We start from the raw sequence: 19,935 nt of genomic DNA, 5'->3' as shown, positions 1-19,935 counted from the left end.
TTGTCTTTAAATCAAAGACCGAGAAAAATATTAAATTATCTTTCACCAATCGAATATTTGGATAGAAAAATAATTTAGTTGCACTTACCTTTACAATTTAGCATATTTGCTTTTGTTATAAATAAAAATTATAAAATTGTTCTTTTTACTCAAAATAATTACTAAAATAGAAGAAAAATTTTATATTATGTTACTATTAAAATAAAAAATTAATAATACCTAAAATTTATAAGATATTAATGAGAGGTTAAAATTTATGTCAAGCAATAATTATAAAGTAACTTTTATTCGTGATGCTATACACAAAAATATTAATATCAGCGAACCCGTTATTCAGGGGTTAATATCTTGTAAAGAATTTCAAAGATTAAGATGAATTAATCAACTTGGTGGTGTGCAAATTGCTTTTCCTAATTCAACTCATACTAGATATGTTCATAGTATCGGTGTTTACCATATATTAAATCGTGTTCTTAGTGAAGTTGAAGGTTCTTCTTTATTAACTAAAGAGGAAAAAACAAACATTAAAATTGCTGGTTTATTACATGATTTAGGACACGGTCCTTTTTCACACACTTTTGAAAAAATCATAAACCTTAATGTTAATAAAAAAGAAAATTTTACTTATGAAGATTATACTTGTGCTATTATTAATGATAATAGTACTGAAATTAACATGATTTTAAAACAATTTAATATTAATATTAATGCTATTATTGGTATCCTTAAGAAGGATTATAAAAATTATCCTAAATATCAAATTCAATTGGTATCATCGCAATTAGATTGTGATCGTATTGATTATTTAATGCGTGATGGATATTTTACAGGAGTTGGTTATGGAAGTATTGATATTGATTGAATTATTACGAATATGATAATTGATATTAAAGAGGGTTTAGTTTTTTCATACAAGGCAATTTCTGCTATTGAAAATTATTTAATCACAAGGTTCCATATGTATTCTCAAGTTTATTATCATAAAAGCGGAATTCTTTTTGATCTTAATTTACAAAAATTATTAAAGTCAATATTCATGATTTTATTGCTATTTTTGAGGGAAAAAGTGTTGAAATACAAACATATTTAAATTGAACAGATGCTACTTTAATTAAGTTAATGCAAGATATTATTAATTATACTATAACACTAATGTTATTGGCGTTAAACAAGATTTAAAAAATGTACTTTATTATTTTAAAAAAGATCCAATTATTATTAAAACAAAAAACGAAGAATATATTACTTTAGAAAAAATCTCACAAATTTTGCAAGATCCAATTAAAGCACCAAATACAATTTATTTTTTAAAAAAGAAATAGAAATTTAAAAGTATTATAAAATGAGGTAATTATGAAAATTTTAAAATCAATTAATAAAATTTTTGAGTATCCAAATATTTTAGATTTAACGCCAGGAGATTTTTACTTAAATTCACATGAGTATCATTTAGCAACGCAAGAAGTAATAGTGATATTGGGTGTATTAATTAATAAAGAAATAATAGAAAATGCTATTAAAACTTTAAATTTTACTTGAATAAATTTTAAAGAAAAAGTAATTGTTTATTTTTCTATTTTTGCCTACCTTATAATAGGTAATGAATATAATGATTTAAAATCAGTTAAAATAAATCAAATTAAATTTAAAGATAATACGTTAAAAATTAAATTTAAAGAAACATTACTTACAATGATTAATAAGTTTCCAAGAACTTTGCATTTAACTAATGTTTTGGGTAATAATAATGATCGCGCTAATATGTATGCAGTTAACGCTATTTTAAATATTAAAAAAGGGATTGGATATGATAATTTTCATATTACTCTTTTTTCAGTATATCAATCGTTAGAATTAAAATTAAAGCATTGTTTAAGAAAATATATTCAAGTTGAACCTTCAGCTAGTAAGAAAAAATTTAACTTTCATAATTTAATACGATTGATTAAATTAATTAGTACTACAAGAGTTGAAAGTGAGGAAATGAGTAAAATATTATTAAACTTAAGAGAACGTTTGCGTTATTTTGAACAAATTAATCCTGGCGGTCAAGCAGCAAGATATGAAGCTGAGATAAATCATAATTATTTTCATAATTTAAATTCGTATATAATTAATGAACAAGAATTACTAAGTAATTTTGTCAAGGCTTTAAGTTTATTACAAGAATTATATTTAAAATTAATAGAATTATATAAAGATGATAATACTAAAGTTAAAATGCAAAAAAAAATTGATTTAGAATTAGTTAAAGTTTCAGGAATTAAAATCGAAGATGATCCAAAAAAAATTAATGATAAATTAAGAAATGTGCTTGATAATCAAATTTTTGGTAACTATCAAGAATTAATTGATTTAAATTACAATGATGTTGCTATTTTGGAATTTTTAATCAGAATTGGATTTATACAGTATGTTAATGATACAATTGAACAACTTTTATAAAAAAGTATTTATTTTTACTTTTTTATATGATATAAATTAAATGTATGAGTATAATATTTTAGATATTGAAAGGGGTCTGAACTGTGGACAGTTATGTTATTAATGAACTCACTACTATTATTCTTGATGCAGTAGCATTTGCAAATTATGAAATAGAATTGAATCAGGTTGTTATTGAAATTAATAAAAATAATGACTTAGGTGATTATTCTACATCAATAGCAATGATATTAGCAAAAAAATATAAACAAAAACCATTAGACATTACTGAAATTATAGTTAAAAATATTCATCAGAAACACCCATTAATTAAAAAAATTGATTATATTACTCCTGGTTTTATTAATATTAATATTAATGTTGAAGTATTTAGTTTATTATTAATGAAAATTATTAATGAGAAATCATTATATGGTCAATCTAATAAAAAAAATATTACTTATAATATTGAATTTATTAGTGCTAATCCAACCGGACTTTTACATTTAGGACATGCAAGAAATGCGGCTATTGGTGCTAGTTTAGCTAATATATTAGAACATAGAGGATATAATATAGTTAGAGAATACTATATTAATGATGCTGGTAATCAAATTAATGTTTTGGCCAATTCAATTTTCATAAATTATCAAAATCTTTGTGGCAATGCTGTTGAATTACCAAAAGAAAGTTATCGTGGTTCTGAAATTTTAGCTGCTGCACAATCATTTTTGAAATTAAATGGTAATAAATTTGCAAATAAACCTTTTGATGAAACTTCTTCTTTAATTTTTAAAGAATTTGGTATTAATTATATACTTTCAGAAATTAAAAAAGATTTAAAAAAATTTAAAGTTAAAATTAATATTTGATTTTCTGAATCATTTTTATATAAAGAAAATATTATTTCTAATTTAATCAAACAATTTGAAATGCAAGGCAATACTTATCAACTTGATGGTGCTATTTTTTTAAAAACTACTTTATTTGAAGATGATAAAGATCGTGTAATTGTTAAGAAAGACAAAACTTATACATATATGCTTCCTGACTTAGCTTATCATCATATTAAATTTCAACGTAGTGATATGTTAATTAATATTTGAGGAGCAGATCATTATGGCTATATTCCACGAATTAAAGCGGGATTATATATGCTTAATAATGATGCCACTAAACTTGATATTTTATGTATGCAAATGGTAAAGGTTATTGATAATGGTAAAGAACAAAAAATGTCAAAAAGAGCAGGAACATCAATAACTTTAAGACATATGATAGATTTAATTGGAAAGGATGCTTTACGTTATTTTTTAGTATCAAGATCAGTTGAATCACATCTTGATATTGATTTAGCACTTGCTAAACAACAATCTAACGAAAATCCTGTTTATTATGCTCAATATGTTCATGCGCGTATAAATCAAATTATAGAGAATTATCCAAAATTTGAAATTGCAAATAGTATTAATTTATTAACAGAACAAAAGGAAAAAGAATTATTGATTACATTAGATGAATATATAATTATTTTGCAAAAAATTGAAAAACAGCATCAACCACATTTGCTTACAAATTATATTCAAAAATTAGCTAAGTTATTTCATTCTTATTATAATAAATATAAAGTTATTAGTGAAGATCAACAATTAACAATTCAACGATTAACATTAGTTTTAGCAATAAAACAAATAATGGCAAATGCTTTAAATTTAATTGGTGTGGATGCGCCTAAAAAGATGTAAAAAATATATTTTTTATTATTTATAATATACAATTTAGAAGGTGATTAAGAAATGCAAAACAAACAAACATTAGTAGAAGTAGCATATAGTTTTTTATGCAAAAAGAAAAAAAGCAGTTTTAATGAAATTTGAACACATGTTAAAAAACAATGTAATATTTCTAAAGAAGATGAAGAAAAAATTGCTGGTGAACTTTATACTGGAATTATTTTAAATACCAATTTTTTCTTAAAAAATGATAAACTTTGATATCCACGTAATGAAGTCTCATTAGAGGAAATTAAAGAACATATGACAAGAGTAGAAATTCCAAGTAATACAAAAGAAGAAATTGATAGTACTGAAACAGTTACAGATAATGATGAAACTATAGATTTAAGTGAAGACGTAGAAGATGAAGATGATGATTTAAATACCATTAGTATTCAACCATTAGAAGATAATTATGATGATGAATAATAATGATATTATTAATTAATATTTAGGAGAAAACTAATGAATTCAAAGTATATATTTATTACTGGTGGTGTTGTATCATCTTTAGGTAAAGGAATTACAGCAGCATCGCTTGGGCGTATATTAAAGCAAAAAAATATTAAGATTTTTATGCAAAAATTTGACCCTTATATTAATGTTGACCCAGGTACTATGAGTCCTTATCAACATGGTGAAGTATATGTAACTAGTGATGGTGCTGAAACTGATTTAGATTTAGGTCATTATGAACGTTTTATTGATGAAAATCTGACTAGAGACTCCAATATTACTGCCGGAAAAGTATACCAAACTGTTTTAAAAAAGGAACGCGATGGTTTTTATGAAGGGAAAACTGTACAAGTTGTACCACATGTTACTGATGAAATTAAAAAACATATTTTTAATTCCGCAATTAATAGTAAGGCTGATGTTATTATTACCGAAATTGGTGGAACAGTTGGTGATATTGAATCATTAGCTTTTATTGAAGCCATTAGACAAGTTAAAAACGAAAAAGGTCATGAAAATGTTATTGTTATTCATACTACATTAATTCCTTATTTACATTCGGTTGGTGAATTTAAAACGAAACCCAGTCAACATTCAGTAAAAGAAATATTATCATTAGGTATTCAACCTGATATTTTGGTTTGTCGTAGTGAAACTATGCCACCCGATCATATTTTTGATAAATTATCTTTATTTTGTAATATTAAACGCAGGCATGTTTTAGCAATTCCTGATTGTGATAATATTTATAAAGTGCCATTATCTTTAGAACAACAAAAAATTGATGAAGTAGTTTCAGAATTATTAAAATTAAATAAAACTAAACCAGATATGTCAGAATGACATACAATTGTTAAAAAGTTAGATAATATTAATCAAGAAGTTACTGTTGGTATTGTGGCAAAATATTCGAATTTAAGTGATGCTTACTTATCAGTAATTGAATCATTGAAAATTGCAGGTTATAGTCTTAATACTAAAGTTAATTATAAAATTATTAACGCTGAAAGTTTAGATAGTAAAAACATTAATTCTATGCTTTCTCCTTTCCAAGCAATAATTGTTCCTGGTGGCTTTGGTAATCGTGGTGTTGAAGGCAAAATCAATGCAATTAATTATACTCGAGTTAATAAAGTTCCTTTCTTGGGATTATGTTTAGGTATGCAGTTAGCTTGTATTGAATATGCTCGTAATGTATGTAATTTACAAGATGCTAATTCTACTGAATTTAATAAAAAAACTAAAAATCCTATTTTTGATTTATTACGTGGCAAAAATAAAAATGATCAAATCGGGGGAACTTTAAGATTGGGTAATTATCCAACCACTTTAATTAATGATTCATTAGCAAAATCTCTTTATAAACAAACTATTATTATTGAACGTCATCGTCATCGTTATGAATTTAATAATAGTTATAAAACATTACTTGCAAAAAATGGATTAATTTTTAGTGGTATATATAATAAAGAAGATTTGGTAGAAGTGATTGAGTTGTCAAAAGAAGTACATCCATTCTTTATTGCAAGTCAGTTTCATCCTGAGTTCACATCAAGAATTAATAAACCAAATCCTTTATTTTTAGGATTAATTAAAAGTATTATTAAAAAATAATGATAAAGTAAGAAAATTTAATTTTAAAATTGTTATAATTTTTATGAATTGTATATTCTCAAAATATATATGCAACTAGATTTTTTATGAAAATATATAATATAAGGTTATAATATTTTAAGAAAGAAGGAAAAGAAATGAATAAATTTGTTAGTGCAAAAAATATGATTGATAAAGCAAAAGCAGGTAAATATGCCGTTGCTCACTTTAATATTAATAATTTAGAATGAACAAGATCTATTCTTGAAGTTGCACAAGAAACTAAATCATCTGTTATTTTAGGTGTTTCAGAAGGTGCTATTAAATACATGGGTGGATTTAACACAGTTGCTAGTATGACTTTAGCGCTATTGAATGATTTAAATATTACTATTCCAGTGGCATTACATTTAGATCATGGTCAATCAGTAGATTCTTGTAAGAAAGCATTAGATGCTGGTTTTAGTTCTGTTATGTTTGATGGTTCTCATTTAGATTTTAATGAAAATATAAAAGGTACCAAAGAAGTAGTTGCTTATGCTAAGAAAAAAAATGCATCTGTTGAAGCAGAAGCAGGTACTATTGGTGGTGAAGAAGATGGAGTTATTGGTAGTGGTGAGATTGCTAGTGAGGAAGATTGTAAATCATTAGCAGCTTTAGGAATTGACTTTTTAGCAGCCGGAATAAATAATATTCATGGAAAGTATCCTAAAAATTGAGATGGTTTAAATTTTGATGTGTTAAAAAATTTATCAGTAGCTTCAAATAAGCCAATGGTATTACATGGTGGTTCTGGAATTCCAAAAGATCAGGTTAAAAAAGCTATTAATTTAGGAATTAGTAAAATTAATGTTAATACTGAATTACAAGAAGTGTTCGCCGCAGTTATTGAAAAATATGTTACGGAAGGAAAACTTAATGAAGATAAAGGGTTTGATCCTAGAAAAATTTTTAAGCCAGGAATGGAAGCAATTAAACTTAAAGCTAAAGAATTATTAACAGAATTTGGTTCATTAGGAAAATCTTAAAAAAATGGTCATATTAATAATAATATGACCATTTTTTTAAGATTTTCCTTAAATTAAGATAAATTTCAAATATGAAAATTACTTTTATTATCAATAACTTGTGATATTTTTTCATTACTTAAAATATCAATTATTACTTCAGCCTTAATAGCAACTTTCGCATCTAACATATGACCACCAATTACGTTAAAATTATCATCACCAAAAGTAGTATGGCAATGAATAATTGGTTTATTTCTATCTTTTTCATCTCAAATGATTGTTCCAATTGTTGATAACAATTCATATTGTTCAAGAAAAGTTTTTTTTACATAATCAGTACTTTTTTTAGGAATATAGCCTAAAGTGACATTAGTAATAGCACCAATCATTTGGAATTGTGCCATTCCTATATTTTCTTTAATAGCAAATTGCTCTAAAGTTTTAATAATCATTTCATCTTTTTCAATAATTAATGCATACTTATTTCCGATCATTTTTTTAATTTTCATAATAAGAATCTCACCTTTCTTTTAGCAGTATTTTAACATATTTATTAATAGCAATAATGATTAAATTTGATTATTATAGGAAAAAATATTTTTCTTTTTGTAATAAAAATTATTTTGCTGAATTATACTTGTAAGTGCAAGTAAATAAAATTGCAAAAAATTCTCATATAAAAATTTCATAATGCTAAATTTAGTTTAGAAAAAAGTAAGGAGTTTTTATATGAGTTATAAACATCTTGGCATAGATGAAAGGATTTATATTGAGAATCAATTGAAATTTAAATTTAAAATTAGTGAAATAGCTAAAAATCTTAATCGAAGTATTAGTACTATTATTCGAGAAATTAATAGAAATAAAGATAATAATCATTATTTTTCATTAATTGCACAAAATAAAGCTGAAAATCGAAAACAATTACATATTAGTTTTCATAAGTTTAAAAATAAGAATTTAGTAAAATATGTACAACAAAAATTACTATTAGGTTGATCACCTGAACAAATTTATGGCAGAATTAAAAATTTTCATAAAGAGTGAGTTATTAGTTTTAAAACAATTTATACTTGAATTTATTTTTGAATGCTTGATAAAGTTACTAGTAAAAATTTAAGAAGGAAAGGTAAAAAACGAAAATCTAAAGAAAATCGTGGTAAATTTAATGGTAAATCAATTAAAGAACGAGATATAAATGTTAATGATCGTATAACACTTGGTCATTGAGAAGGAGATACTATAGTATCATCACGAGGTAAAAGCAAATCATGTTTAATAACTTTAGTTGAAAGAGTATCACGATTTACTTTAACAATATTAGTTAAAAACAGAACTACTAAAGTTATTAATAAAAATGTCAGTTATTATTTATCAATTCTTCCTAAAAACATTGTTAAAACTATTACTTTTGATCGTGGCAAAGAATTTTCAAATTGACAACAACTTGAAAAAAATTTAGATGTAAAAATTTATTTTGCCAATCCATATTCACCTTGACAAAGAGGTACTAATGAAAATACTAATGGTTTAATTAGAGAAAAATTTCCTAAAAAATTTATTTTTTCAAAAACTAATAAAAATGAAGTTCATAAATTTATATTGTCTTTAAATCAAAGACCGAGAAAAATATTAAATTATCTTTCACCAATCGAATATTTGGATAGAAAAATAATTTAGTTGCACTTACCTTTACAATTTAATTTTAAAAAGAAAATATATTAATTTTAAAATTAATAGGTATAATAAAACTAATATTTAAACTAAGGAAGTGATAAAGTTGAAAACTAATGGTTTAGTAATTGCTATTGGTAATGATCATACCGCTTATGAATTTAAACAACCAATTATTAAATTTTTACATACAGAAGGCTATCAAATTTTAGATTTAGGAACAAATAGCAGTGAGCCTGTTGATTATCCTAATTTTGGTTTTAATGTTGCTAATGCTATTGTTAGTAAAAAAGCAGATTTTGGTATTGTAATTTGTGGTACTGGTATTGGTATTAGCATTGCTACCAATCGTATTAATGGCGTTCGTTGTGCCCTTTGCTATGAAGAAGAAACAGTAAGATTGGCAAGGCTTCATAATGACGCTAATGTTTTAGCACTAGGTGCTAGAATTATTTCTGATTATAAAGCAGTAGAACTTGTGAAATTATTTTTAAATACTAAAACAAGTGATGAAAAAAGACATCAATTAAGAGTTGCAAAACTAAAATAATTTTACTATTAAATTATTAAAGAGAGGATGTTTAAAAATGGATAAATCTTTTAATAAGAGTCTTGACCCAGAATTAAAAAAAATTGTGAAAGATGAATGACAACGTCAACAAAATCATATTGAATTAATAGCTTCAGAAAACTATGTATCACCAGCTGTACTTACACTTGCTGGAACAATATTAACTAATAAGTATGCAGAAGGTTATCCGGGCAGAAGATATTATAATGGTTGCGAAAATGTTGATAAAATTGAAAATTTGGCAATAGAGCGTTTTAAACAATTATTTAATTGTAATCATAAACCAGGTCAATGTAAAAAAGGTAATTTTCATGCTAATGTACAACCTCATTCTGGTAGTCAAGCTAATGCTGAAGCATATGCTGCTATATTACGTCCAGGTGATACTATTCTTGGTATGGAACTTGATGCCGGTGGTCATTTAACTCATGGTTATAAAATTAATTTTTCTGGTAAAATTTATCACGGTGTTAATTATGGTGTAAGTAAAAAGGATGAATATTTAGATTATGATGAAATTTTAAAAATTGCTAAAAAATGTAAACCAAAAATTATTGTAGCAGGAGCTAGTGCTTATTCAAGACTTATTGATTGATCAAAGTTTCGTAAAATTGCCGATACTGTTGGAGCATATTTAATGGTTGATATGGCGCATATTGCTGGATTAATTGCTGCTGGATTACATCAAAATCCTATTTGTTATGCTGATATTACAACAACAACAACTCATAAAACATTAAGAGGACCACGTGGTGGTGCTATTCTTTGCACCGAAGAATTAAAAAAGAAAATTGATAGTGCGGTATTTCCCGGTAATCAAGGTGGGCCATTGGAACATATTATTGCAGCAAAAGCACAAGCTTTTTATGAAGCATTAACGCCAGAATTTAAAACTTATCAAATGCAAGTAATTAAAAATGCTCAAGCATTAGCGAAAACTTTTCTTGATGCAAAATTTCATGTAGTGGCGGGTGGAACTGATAATCATTTATTAACTGTTAATGTTACTAATATTAACGGTTTAAATGGTAAAGAAGCTGTTGATATTTTAGAAAAGATTAATATTGTTGCTAATAAGAATGGTGTTCCCTTTGATCCTTTACCAGCTGTTATTACTAGTGGTGTTCGTTTTGGTAGTCCAGCAATGACAACGAGAGGTTTTAAAGAAGAGCAGTTTATTGAATTAGGAAAGATTATTATTAGTGCTTGAAAATTACCTAAGGGTATTAATGATGATGATTTAAATGAATTAAGAAAAAAAGTTGATATGCTTTTAAATAAATTTCCCATTTATGAAAATATAAAATTACCTCAATAATAAAATAATTATTTTATGTTTGGAATATGAAAATAAGTTTTCTGTTAATTAACAGAAAACTTATTTTATTGCTAAATTGTAAAGGTAAGTGCAACTAAATTATTTTTCTATCCAAATATTCGATTGGTGAAAGATAATTTAATATTTTTCTCGGTCTTTGATTTAAAGACAATATAAATTTATGAACTTCATTTTTATTAGTTTTTGAAAAAATAAATTTTTTAGGAAATTTTTCTCTAATTAAACCATTAGTATTTTCATTAGTACCTCTTTGTCAAGGTGAATATGGATTGGCAAAATAAATTTTTACATTTAAATTTTTTTCAAGTTGTTGTCAATTTGAAAATTCTTTGCCACGATCAAAAGTAATAGTTTTAACAATGTTTTTAGGAAGAATTGATAAATAATAACTGACATTTTTATTAATAACTTTAGTAGTTCTGTTTTTAACTAATATTGCTAAAGTAAATCGTGATACTCTTTCAACTAAAGTTATTAAACATGATTTGCTTTTGCCTCTTGATGATACTATAGTATCTCCTTCTCAATGACCAAGTGTTATACGATCATTAACATTTATATCTCGTTCTTTAATTGATTTACCATTAAACTTGCCACGATTTTCTTTAGATTTTCGTTTTTTACCTTTTCTTCTTAAATTTTTACTAGTAACTTTATCAAGCATTCCAAAATAAATTCAAGTATAAATTGTTTTAAAACTAATAACTCACTCTTTATGAAAATTTTTAATTCTGCCATAAATTTGTTCAGGTGATCAACCTAATAGTAATTTTTGTTGTACATATTTTACTAAATTCTTATTTTTAAACTTATGAAAACTAATATGTGATTGTTTTCGATTTTCAGCTTTATTTTGTGCAATTAATGAAAAATAATGATTATTATCTTTATTTCTATTAATTTCTCGAATAATAGTACTAATACTTCGATTAAGATTTTTAGCTATTTCACTAATTTTAAATTTAAATTTCAATTGATTCTCAATATAAATCCTTTCATCTATGCCAAGATGTTTATAACTCATATAAAAACTCCTTACTTTTTTCTAAACTAAATTTAGCATTATGAAATTTTTATATGAGAATTTTTTGCAATTTTATTTACTTGCACTTACAAGTATAATTCAGCTATTTTTTTGAATCTTTAATTTGGTAATGTTTAGTAATCTGTGTAACTTACAAAAATAACTATGTTTAATTAATTCTAGTAAATATAATTAAATGATTAGAAAGAGTGAGTTACAGATGGCTAAAAAAGATAACTTTAATAATAATGATCCAATATCAAAAGCAGTAGATTTATTATTAGAAAATACTGAAGATTTAACAATAGTTTTTAAAGAAGGGGGTTTATATAAAGAATTAACAAAACGTTTAGTTGAAAAAATGTTGAATTCTGAGATGCAAAATTATTTAGGATATGAAAAAAATCAACATAGTAATAGTGACAATGCTCGTAATGGTATAAGTTCAAAAAAATTAATAACTCAACAAGGTAAAATTGAGATTGATGTACCACAAGATCGTAATAGTAATTTTACTCCTGTAATAGTGCCAAAAAGACAGAGAAGATTTGATGGTTTTGATCAACAAGTTCTTTCCTTATATGCAAAAGGTATGACATTATCAGATATTAGAATGCAGTTACAAGAGTTATATCATGGTGCTGATATTAGTGAAAGTGTTATTAGTCAAATTACTGATGATGTGATTGATGATGTCAAAGCATGACAAAATAGACCATTAGAAGGCATTTATCCCATTGTTTATTTTGATTGTATAGTAGTTAAAGTACGACAAGATAAACGCATTATTAACAAATCAGTTTATATAGCTTTAGGTGTTGATTTAGAAGGTAAAAAAGATGTTTTAGGTTTATGAATTAGTGAAAATGAAGGCGCTAAATTTTGATTAGCAAATTTCACAGAAATGAAAAATCGTGGCTTAAATGATATTCTTATTGCTTATAGTGACAACTTAACAGGCATGTCAGAAGCAATACAATCAGTTTATCCTAAAACTGAATATCAATTATGTATAGTTCATCAAATCAGAAATAGTTTAAAATATGTTTCATACAAACATCGAAAATCACTAGTTACAGATTTAAAGCCAATTTATAATGCATGTAGTGAAGAACAAGCAATGCAAGCTTTAGAATCATTTGAAAGTAAATGAAATAAACACTATCCTCAAATTGCTAAATCTTGATATAAAAATTGAGATAATTTAATGATTTTTATTAGTTATCCTCCAGAAATCAAAAGAGTGATTTATACTACAAATTCTATTGAATCTGTTAATAGTCAATTACGAAAAGTCATCAGAAATAAAAAAGTTTTTCCAAATGATATGGCAGTTTTTAAAATATTTTACTTAGCAATTGAAAATATAACAAAAAAATGAACAATGCCCATTCAAAATTGAAATACAGCAATTGCTCATTTTATGATAAAATTTGAAGACAGAATTAATCTGAACTAGTACTTTGCAAAACAAAGATACACAGATTACTAAAAAGCCTCTAACCAACTTTTAATTTTTTATATTGTAAAGTTAATGATTGTAAAAAATCAATTAATTCATAATATTGACCTTTGGTAAATAAATTTATTGCATTTTGATAGTGTAATTTAGCAATTTGATTTTTTCTTCTTCCTGCCATTATACCAAGAAATAAAACATGAAAAGCATGAAATTTATCTAAAATAAATTTAGCATTTAAAATTGTAGCAGTTTTTCTAATTCATTTTGCACTATCTCCACAAACTATTAAATTTGCTTGGTCAAAGTTTTCAAAAAATAAATTACCATATTTTTCTATTAATTTTGCGGTTTTTTCAGCACCAATTTCTGTTTTTGAAACTCTTATTTTACATACAGCTCTTTTATTAATTAATTTTCCATTTTTCTTTTTACCAGTACACATTACTATTAATCTTATCGAACATTTTTTACAATTTTTAGTATTGTGTTTTTCATTAAACTTAAATTTTCGATGACCATCATCAATATTTACATATAAATTTTGATTTGGTTGTAATGGTATTTTGGGAATATTTGCTTTTGGTAATTCAAATTTTTGATATGTTCTACAAACTGTACTATTACTTATTAAATCTTCAATAAAAGTATCACAAACATCACGATACTTTTTACCATCAGCAAAATATTTTAAAATTTGTTTAATAACGTTAGGTGCAAGTTTACTATATTTTTTAACACCAAGATAATTATCTAATAATGATACATACTCCATTTTTTGTGTTTTTGTGTTATAATATGTACAAATACGTCGTTTATAAGTTAATAAACCTTTTTTTGCTTTTAATTTTCGTTGTCTAAATCTATATGATTTATATTCAGATTTATCACATATACTTCATAAATAATCATCTATTTTTGCAAATAATTCTTCTGTTTGTTTTAAACTTAATTCATCTTGATTAAAATCATGTTTGTCTCAATCAAAATGATTTGCGAATGGTAATATAAACATTTTTAATGTTCCTTTCTAATTTTTGTTTGTTAATAATTTAAGTTTAATTTTTTTAAAAAAATAAGGAGTAAATATGGATTTTATTAGTAGTTATGAACAATTAAATAAAAAATATAATCTTAATTTTAGTGATAATAATTATGGTTTTAGTTGAGATATTTTTAAAGAATTTGTTGGTGATGAATGAGCAGAATATTTTACTACTAATTGTTTTTATCGTTTTGTTCCAACAGCACGTGGAACAAGAAAAACTTGAAACTGTTTAGCATTTGATTTATTTATATGTTGTAATTTTAGAGATAGTAGTGTTCAAGAAGTAAGAAGATATGAAAATACTCATAGTGAAACTACAATTGGTGCTTTAATGAATGTTTGTCAAGTTTTATTAGATACATATAATATTAATTTATTACCTAATAATCCACATGGCATTAAATGAAAAATTACTAAGGATGGGGGATGTATTATCTTTCCAAGTAATCAACAAATTGACTTTATTGGTTATGCTAATGGTAATAAGATTTTTGGAAAAGAAGCAGGTGGGTCAAGTTTTTTAGGTTCAAGAACAGATGAAATTATTATGGCAGAAGAAAAAGAAACATTAACTGAAAAACAATTAACATATCGATATGAACGTTTACAAAACTCTATGTTTAGAAGTAATCGTATTAAAGTATCAAATAAACCTATTAAAGAGTGAAGTTGAACATTTATTGATAAAAATATATATAGTTCTACCTTTGGACAAAAGATTACTCGTTATTTTTATAAAAGTTTTTTCATTACTTTTACATGTAATCCTTATGATAAATATCATCCATTTTATTTAAAATACTGTACACCATTTTTACCATTAAATGATGAAGTCATGAAAAATCTTAAAAAAGTTGGTAAAGTTTATTATGAAAATAAAGATATGTTTAGTGGTTTAGGTTTATTTGTTTTAAGATTTACTATTCAACCATTTTGAAATAAATTACCTGACATTCAACAAAGAACATTATTAGAAATGGAAAAAAGTAATCCAGATGAATATAATACTGTTTATTATGGTTTTGAATTTTTAGATAGCGATGCAACAATTTTCCCATTTCAAAAAACAGTAAAATATTGACAATCATATGATTTAAAACAATTTTATAATCAAGAAAAAGAAATGTATAAATTTGATTTTTATAGTGTTGGTATTGATTGAGCTACGGGACCAAAAGACCATACTGTATTTATGGTAGTTGGTTTTAAAGAATATAATAATACTGGTTATTATGATGCTTATATTATTTGTGAATTAGTAGTTACACCAAATGACTTTATAAATGAAAATGAAAAAATTAATGCTTATGTTAATAAAATTTTAGGATTAATGGATAATTTTGAAAATTTTGAACAAGCAATTTATTTTTATGATGATAAAGCACGAACTGCCATTGATTGATTAAATCAAAAATTAATCGATGAACATAATACTATTCTAATAACACAAACTGCTATTAAATATGCTTCAAATTTAAATCAAGAAGCAAGATTAACTAATAGAGTGGTTTGAATGAGAAATATTATGAGTTATGGAAATTTTTATGCAAATAAAGATGATTTACCAAAAACAACTCAATGTTTAGAAGAATTACGTTATGATGAAACAAAAACTAATATTCCTGACAAAAATATGTATCAAGACCCATATGATGCTTTGTTTTATTCACTGTATCCATATAAAAATGTAATTAGGGGTAAAAATAATGCTACTGTGAAAAAAAGTATCTTCACATTTGCTATATAATAAACAAATACAATTCAATTAATAGTATAGGTATCAAAAAATAAAAACCTTTAATTTAGGCGTTATTTTGCTTTTAAAAGCATACTTGTAAAAATAATCAAAAATAGTACAATTTATAAGTAAAATCAAGGAAAAAAGGAGTAATTTAATATGAAAACATGAATAAAAACAAATTTAAGTAAAATAACATTAGCATTAGCACTAACTGGTGCTACAACCGGAACAATAGGATTAATCATGGGGGGTGCTTACCCATGAAAATACTAAACTTAAATATTATTTAACACCAGATGGAAAAGCAATATATGGAACAAGTATTATATGATGAAATAAAGCAATAAGCCCCAATAAAACAGAATTATATTTTGCATGAAAACCTACTAATAAAGAAGACGTAAAATGAGATGGAAATTATACTACTGGATATTTTAGTAATTAAATTTCTAGATTTATATAAGAAATATTTTCATTATATTTATCAAATAAATTAATATTTTGTAAGTTTATTTCTTGTTTATCAGTAATTAAAATTAAATCATAATTACCAGCACCAAATATTCCACTAATTTCAATTCGATTTAAGTTATTAATCGGATTTTCAATTTGCAATTCAAATTCGTTATTATTATCAATTTGTGAAATTTCTTTATAAAATTCTAATTTTGAAAATAACTGAAATTTATTTGAACCATATAAATTTAAAGAATTTTCAATTTTACTTTTATCAATAACTACTCTTGTAAAATATTTTCCATATTCACTATTACCTAATGTTCAATCTGCTGGGATTAGTGACGGTATATTATTAGTTTCTAATTCATTTGTAATAGATAATCAATTTAATTGATTATCATCTAATTTAAATAATTCATTTTGACTAATATCAATATTTTTTAATTTAATATTATTGATATCTATAAAATCAAAATATGCAGATTTTAATGTTACTTTTGCATCTTTAAAATTTCAAACTTCACCACTATCTGTATGTATAGGATTTGATTTTAATTCGAAATAATATGGTAATAAAATTTTATTATCATCATTTAAACCTTTATTAATTGACATATTTGAATAAATATTATGTGATAACATAATTATTAATTGTTTAAATATTTTTACTTGCTCTAAGTTAATATAATTTGGATAATCTAATTTTCATTGTTTGAATAAATTAGTAATAACATCATCGGGTTTTTGTCCTTCAAATTTTTGTCTTAATTCTGCTATTTTATTTTTAGGATTTCCATTTTCATATATAGCACCATCAAAGTTTCTATTATAATTATATGTATAAGTTAGCATATCTAATAATACTTTTTGTAAACTATCAACTGGTGGTTTATCTTTTATTTCTAATTCAACATCTTTAAATTCATCATTTGTAGCAATACTTGTATATGTTATACCTAATGCATCATGAATTTTTCATACTTCTTTATCTTTCAGTTCTCGTTTTTCTTTTAATGGTCATTGTCCAAAATCATGAGAACTTATAAAATAACCTAATCAAGCATTAGTTACTTTGGCATTATTAATAATTTCTTTTCTTGTTTCTCTACCACCACCAATAGCAATTAAATCTAAAACTGATTTTTCTTGCCCTATAAATTGTTTTGCTAATTTTCAAGGTAAAATTTGTTCACTAAATCATTGTTGTAATATTCTAACTTTTGGTTGAGTTTCAATAGGCATTGATAATAGCGGAAATGCTATCTTATCTTTGACAAATAACTTTGGGTATACTTCCATATTATCAACTTCACCAAGTACCTTTATATTGCCAAAAATCATGCTTCTGGGTGATTTATTTTTTAAACCAATTACTTTTGTGTCTTTATCTAATGGTTTTTGTAATTTAATAATGATTGGATAACCATCTCTTGTTTTAAAATCTTTAATTTTAATAATAGTAATACTTTTAGTACTTCTTGTTTTTGGATTTTGATAAGGTTGTGAATAATTATTAATGATATATAAATTATCAATATTATTTTCAGTTAAAGGTTCATTAATAGATACAGCATATAATTTAAATTGATTTAATAAATTTATTTCTTGGAATATTAAGTTTTTAATATCAGTCATACTATATTCAATAGTATTATCATTAATATTAGTACTTGCTCTTTGATTTAATTGCATAGTAAAATCAGATGTTTCAACAGCAGTAGTTTTTAATACTTTATCAATATCAATAAAACCTATTTTAATAGTATTTGCTGAAAATTTTAAACTATTATTTTCATTATTTGCTGAATTATAGTTAAGATATTTAAAAGTAAATTTACTTTTAACTATTTGACAATTAATATTTTCATTGGATAATGCTTGTTGATAGCTAGGTTTTAATTTAGTATCATTTTTTTAGTTTTTAAAATAATAATTAATCAAAAAATAAATTGGAATAATTGAAATATTAAAACCATCGTAATTAAAAATAAACTAATAAGAATAAAAACACTTGTTGTTTGATCTTGAGTAATCATATATTTTCACTATTTATTTTCTATAGCATTAATACCAGGTAAATCCTTACCTTCTAGATATTCTAATGAAGCACCTCCACCAGTTGAAATATGGCTAAATTTATTTTCATATCCAAATTTAACTGCTGCTGCTGCACTATCACCACCACCAATTAGTGTAAATGCACCTTTTAATTGTGAAATAGTTTTACAAATATTTTTTGTTCCATTAACAAAGTTACTCATTTCAAAAACTCCTAATGGTCCATTTCAAAAAACAGTTTTAGCATTAATTAAAGTATTTTCAAATAATTTAATTGTTTTTGGACCAATATCCATTCCTTCATATCCATCATCAATGTTTTCATTATTAGTAATTTTACCTTTGATATCTTTAAATTCCGGAGCAATTACAAAGTCAATAGGTAGTATTAATTTTCCTTTTCCTAATTCAATAATTTCTTTAGCAATATCAATTTTATCTTTTTCTAATAATGAATCACCAATTTTATAATTCAATGCTTTCATAAAAGTATAAGCCATACCGCCACCAACAAGAACTTTATCAGCTTTTGTTAATAATTGTTTGATAACATCAATTTTATCTGATACTTTAGCACCACCAAGTACTGCTATAAAAGGATGTTCTGGATTAACGGTGATTTTATTAAGCATTGTTAATTCTTTTTCAATTAATAAACCAACACAACTATTTTTGATATTAGTAGCAATACCAACGTTAGATGCATGAGCACGGTGTGCAGTACCAAAAGCATCATTAACAAATACATCACCTAAATGTGCTCAATATTTACCTAATTCGGGATTATTATTAGATTCTTTATTACCATTTAAATCTTCAAAACGAGTATTTTCTATTAAAAGTAATTCTTTGTTTTTAAGATTATTAATAGCTGTTTCAAGATTTGTACCACGAGTTTCATTAATGAATATTACATTTTCTTTTAAGATTTCACTTAGTTTTTTTGCAATGGGCGCTAAAGTATTATTCTCTTTATCAGCTTCAGATTTAATTCTTCCAAGATGTGATAACATGATTATTTTTGCATCTTGATTTTGTAAATACTTAATAGTTTCGATGCTTGCTTTTATTCTTGTATCATCGGTAATTTTACCATTTTCTAATGGTACATTGAAGTCAAAACGAACAATAACTTTTTTATTTTTAAAATCAAGATCCTTTAATGTTTTTTTATTCATATAATTTTCATCTCCTTTTTTCATATTATAATTTTAATATATTTTTAAAGCTATTAATAAAAATGCATCTTGTAATTGGTAAGATGCATTTTTGTAGTTTAATATTTTAATTAAACTATTTAAAAA

At 24.4% G+C, this 19,935-nt stretch carries 17 protein-coding genes; 12 read left to right on the top strand and 5 right to left on the bottom strand.

The window, feature by feature from the left end:
* Positions 1-256: 256 nt before the first annotated feature.
* The 6 genes from AACK95_RS06215 to fba all read left to right on the top strand — a co-directional run bounded on the left by AACK95_RS06215 (position 257) and on the right by fba (position 7,276).
* The gene (locus AACK95_RS06215; RefSeq protein ID WP_338980005.1) at positions 257-1,090 is read left to right on the top strand and encodes an HD domain-containing protein; all 834 of its coding nucleotides are present in this window, start codon (positions 257-259) and stop codon (positions 1,088-1,090) included.
* A gap of 263 nt (positions 1,091-1,353) precedes the next feature.
* Entirely contained in the window at positions 1,354-2,445 is a 1,092-nt protein-coding gene (locus AACK95_RS06210; RefSeq protein ID WP_338980004.1) for a hypothetical protein, read from the top strand.
* An 83-nt stretch (positions 2,446-2,528) separates the two neighbouring features.
* Positions 2,529-4,169 carry an arginine--tRNA ligase gene (gene argS, locus AACK95_RS06205; protein ID WP_338980003.1) on the top strand — a complete coding sequence of 547 codons (1,641 nt, stop codon included), beginning with the start codon at positions 2,529-2,531 and terminating at the stop codon, positions 4,167-4,169.
* Between the two features lie 51 nt (positions 4,170-4,220).
* Entirely contained in the window at positions 4,221-4,628 is a 408-nt protein-coding gene (gene rpoE, locus AACK95_RS06200; RefSeq protein ID WP_338980002.1) for a DNA-directed RNA polymerase subunit delta, read from the top strand.
* Between the two features lie 36 nt (positions 4,629-4,664).
* Positions 4,665-6,269 carry a CTP synthase gene (locus tag AACK95_RS06195; RefSeq protein ID WP_338980001.1) on the top strand — a complete coding sequence of 535 codons (1,605 nt, stop codon included), beginning with the start codon at positions 4,665-4,667 and terminating at the stop codon, positions 6,267-6,269.
* Between the two features lie 137 nt (positions 6,270-6,406).
* Entirely contained in the window at positions 6,407-7,276 is an 870-nt protein-coding gene (gene fba / locus AACK95_RS06190) for a class II fructose-1,6-bisphosphate aldolase (RefSeq protein ID WP_338958782.1), read from the top strand.
* Positions 7,277-7,329: 53 nt separating this feature from the next.
* On the opposite strand, the gene AACK95_RS06185 is transcribed toward fba, so the two are convergent.
* Positions 7,330-7,767 (bottom strand): PPC domain-containing DNA-binding protein, encoded by a 438-nt coding sequence (locus AACK95_RS06185; protein ID WP_338977998.1) that lies wholly within the window; start codon positions 7,765-7,767, stop codon positions 7,330-7,332.
* A gap of 220 nt (positions 7,768-7,987) precedes the next feature.
* Between AACK95_RS06185 and AACK95_RS06180 the strand changes: the two genes are divergently transcribed.
* The 3 genes from AACK95_RS06180 (at position 7,988) to glyA (ending at position 10,821) form a co-directional block, all read left to right on the top strand.
* Entirely contained in the window at positions 7,988-8,938 is a 951-nt protein-coding gene (locus tag AACK95_RS06180) for an IS30 family transposase (RefSeq protein ID WP_338980000.1), read from the top strand.
* Positions 8,939-9,053: 115 nt separating this feature from the next.
* A complete protein-coding gene (gene rpiB, locus AACK95_RS06175; protein WP_174480264.1) occupies positions 9,054-9,482 on the top strand; it encodes a ribose 5-phosphate isomerase B in 429 nt (142 codons plus the stop codon).
* 37 nt (positions 9,483-9,519) lie between these two features.
* Positions 9,520-10,821, top strand: a complete 1,302-nt coding sequence (glyA, locus tag AACK95_RS06170; RefSeq protein WP_338979999.1) for a serine hydroxymethyltransferase — start codon at positions 9,520-9,522, stop codon at positions 10,819-10,821.
* 94 nt (positions 10,822-10,915) lie between these two features.
* On the opposite strand, the gene AACK95_RS06165 is transcribed toward glyA, so the two are convergent.
* Entirely contained in the window at positions 10,916-11,866 is a 951-nt protein-coding gene (locus AACK95_RS06165) for an IS30 family transposase (RefSeq protein WP_338979845.1), read from the bottom strand.
* A 220-nt stretch (positions 11,867-12,086) separates the two neighbouring features.
* Here AACK95_RS06165 and AACK95_RS06160 point away from each other — a divergent pair, with 220 nt between their 5' ends.
* Positions 12,087-13,325, top strand: a complete 1,239-nt coding sequence (locus AACK95_RS06160) for an IS256 family transposase (RefSeq protein WP_338981066.1) — start codon at positions 12,087-12,089, stop codon at positions 13,323-13,325.
* A 40-nt stretch (positions 13,326-13,365) separates the two neighbouring features.
* On the opposite strand, the gene AACK95_RS06155 is transcribed toward AACK95_RS06160, so the two are convergent.
* Positions 13,366-14,340 carry an Mbov_0401 family ICE element transposase-like protein gene (locus tag AACK95_RS06155; protein WP_338979998.1) on the bottom strand — a complete coding sequence of 325 codons (975 nt, stop codon included), beginning with the start codon at positions 14,338-14,340 and terminating at the stop codon, positions 13,366-13,368.
* Positions 14,341-14,413: 73 nt separating this feature from the next.
* On the opposite strand from AACK95_RS06155, the gene AACK95_RS06150 reads away from it, so the two are divergent.
* Both AACK95_RS06150 and AACK95_RS06145 read left to right on the top strand, forming a co-directional pair.
* Positions 14,414-16,120 (top strand): hypothetical protein, encoded by a 1,707-nt coding sequence (locus tag AACK95_RS06150; protein ID WP_338979997.1) that lies wholly within the window; start codon positions 14,414-14,416, stop codon positions 16,118-16,120.
* A 244-nt stretch (positions 16,121-16,364) separates the two neighbouring features.
* Positions 16,365-16,559, top strand: a complete 195-nt coding sequence (locus AACK95_RS06145; RefSeq protein ID WP_338957845.1) for a hypothetical protein — start codon at positions 16,365-16,367, stop codon at positions 16,557-16,559.
* Here the strand turns inward: AACK95_RS06145 and AACK95_RS06140 are convergent.
* Complete coding sequence (locus AACK95_RS06140; protein WP_338979995.1) at positions 16,556-18,265, bottom strand: hypothetical protein; 1,710 nt, start codon at positions 18,263-18,265, stop codon at positions 16,556-16,558. The two genes, AACK95_RS06145 and AACK95_RS06140, sit on opposite strands and share 4 nt — an antisense overlap.
* 353 nt (positions 18,266-18,618) lie before the next feature.
* A complete protein-coding gene (locus AACK95_RS06135) occupies positions 18,619-19,809 on the bottom strand; it encodes a phosphoglycerate kinase (RefSeq protein WP_338979993.1) in 1,191 nt (396 codons plus the stop codon).
* Positions 19,810-19,935 lie beyond the last annotated feature (126 nt).

The sequence above is a fragment of the Spiroplasma endosymbiont of Lasioglossum malachurum genome (assembly GCF_964020065.1).
Taxonomy (GTDB): Bacteria; Bacillota_I; Bacilli_A; order Mycoplasmatales; family VBWQ01; genus Spiroplasma_E.
Note: the sequence above shows the minus strand (reverse complement) of the source record. Positions and strands in the feature narration are given on the sequence as shown.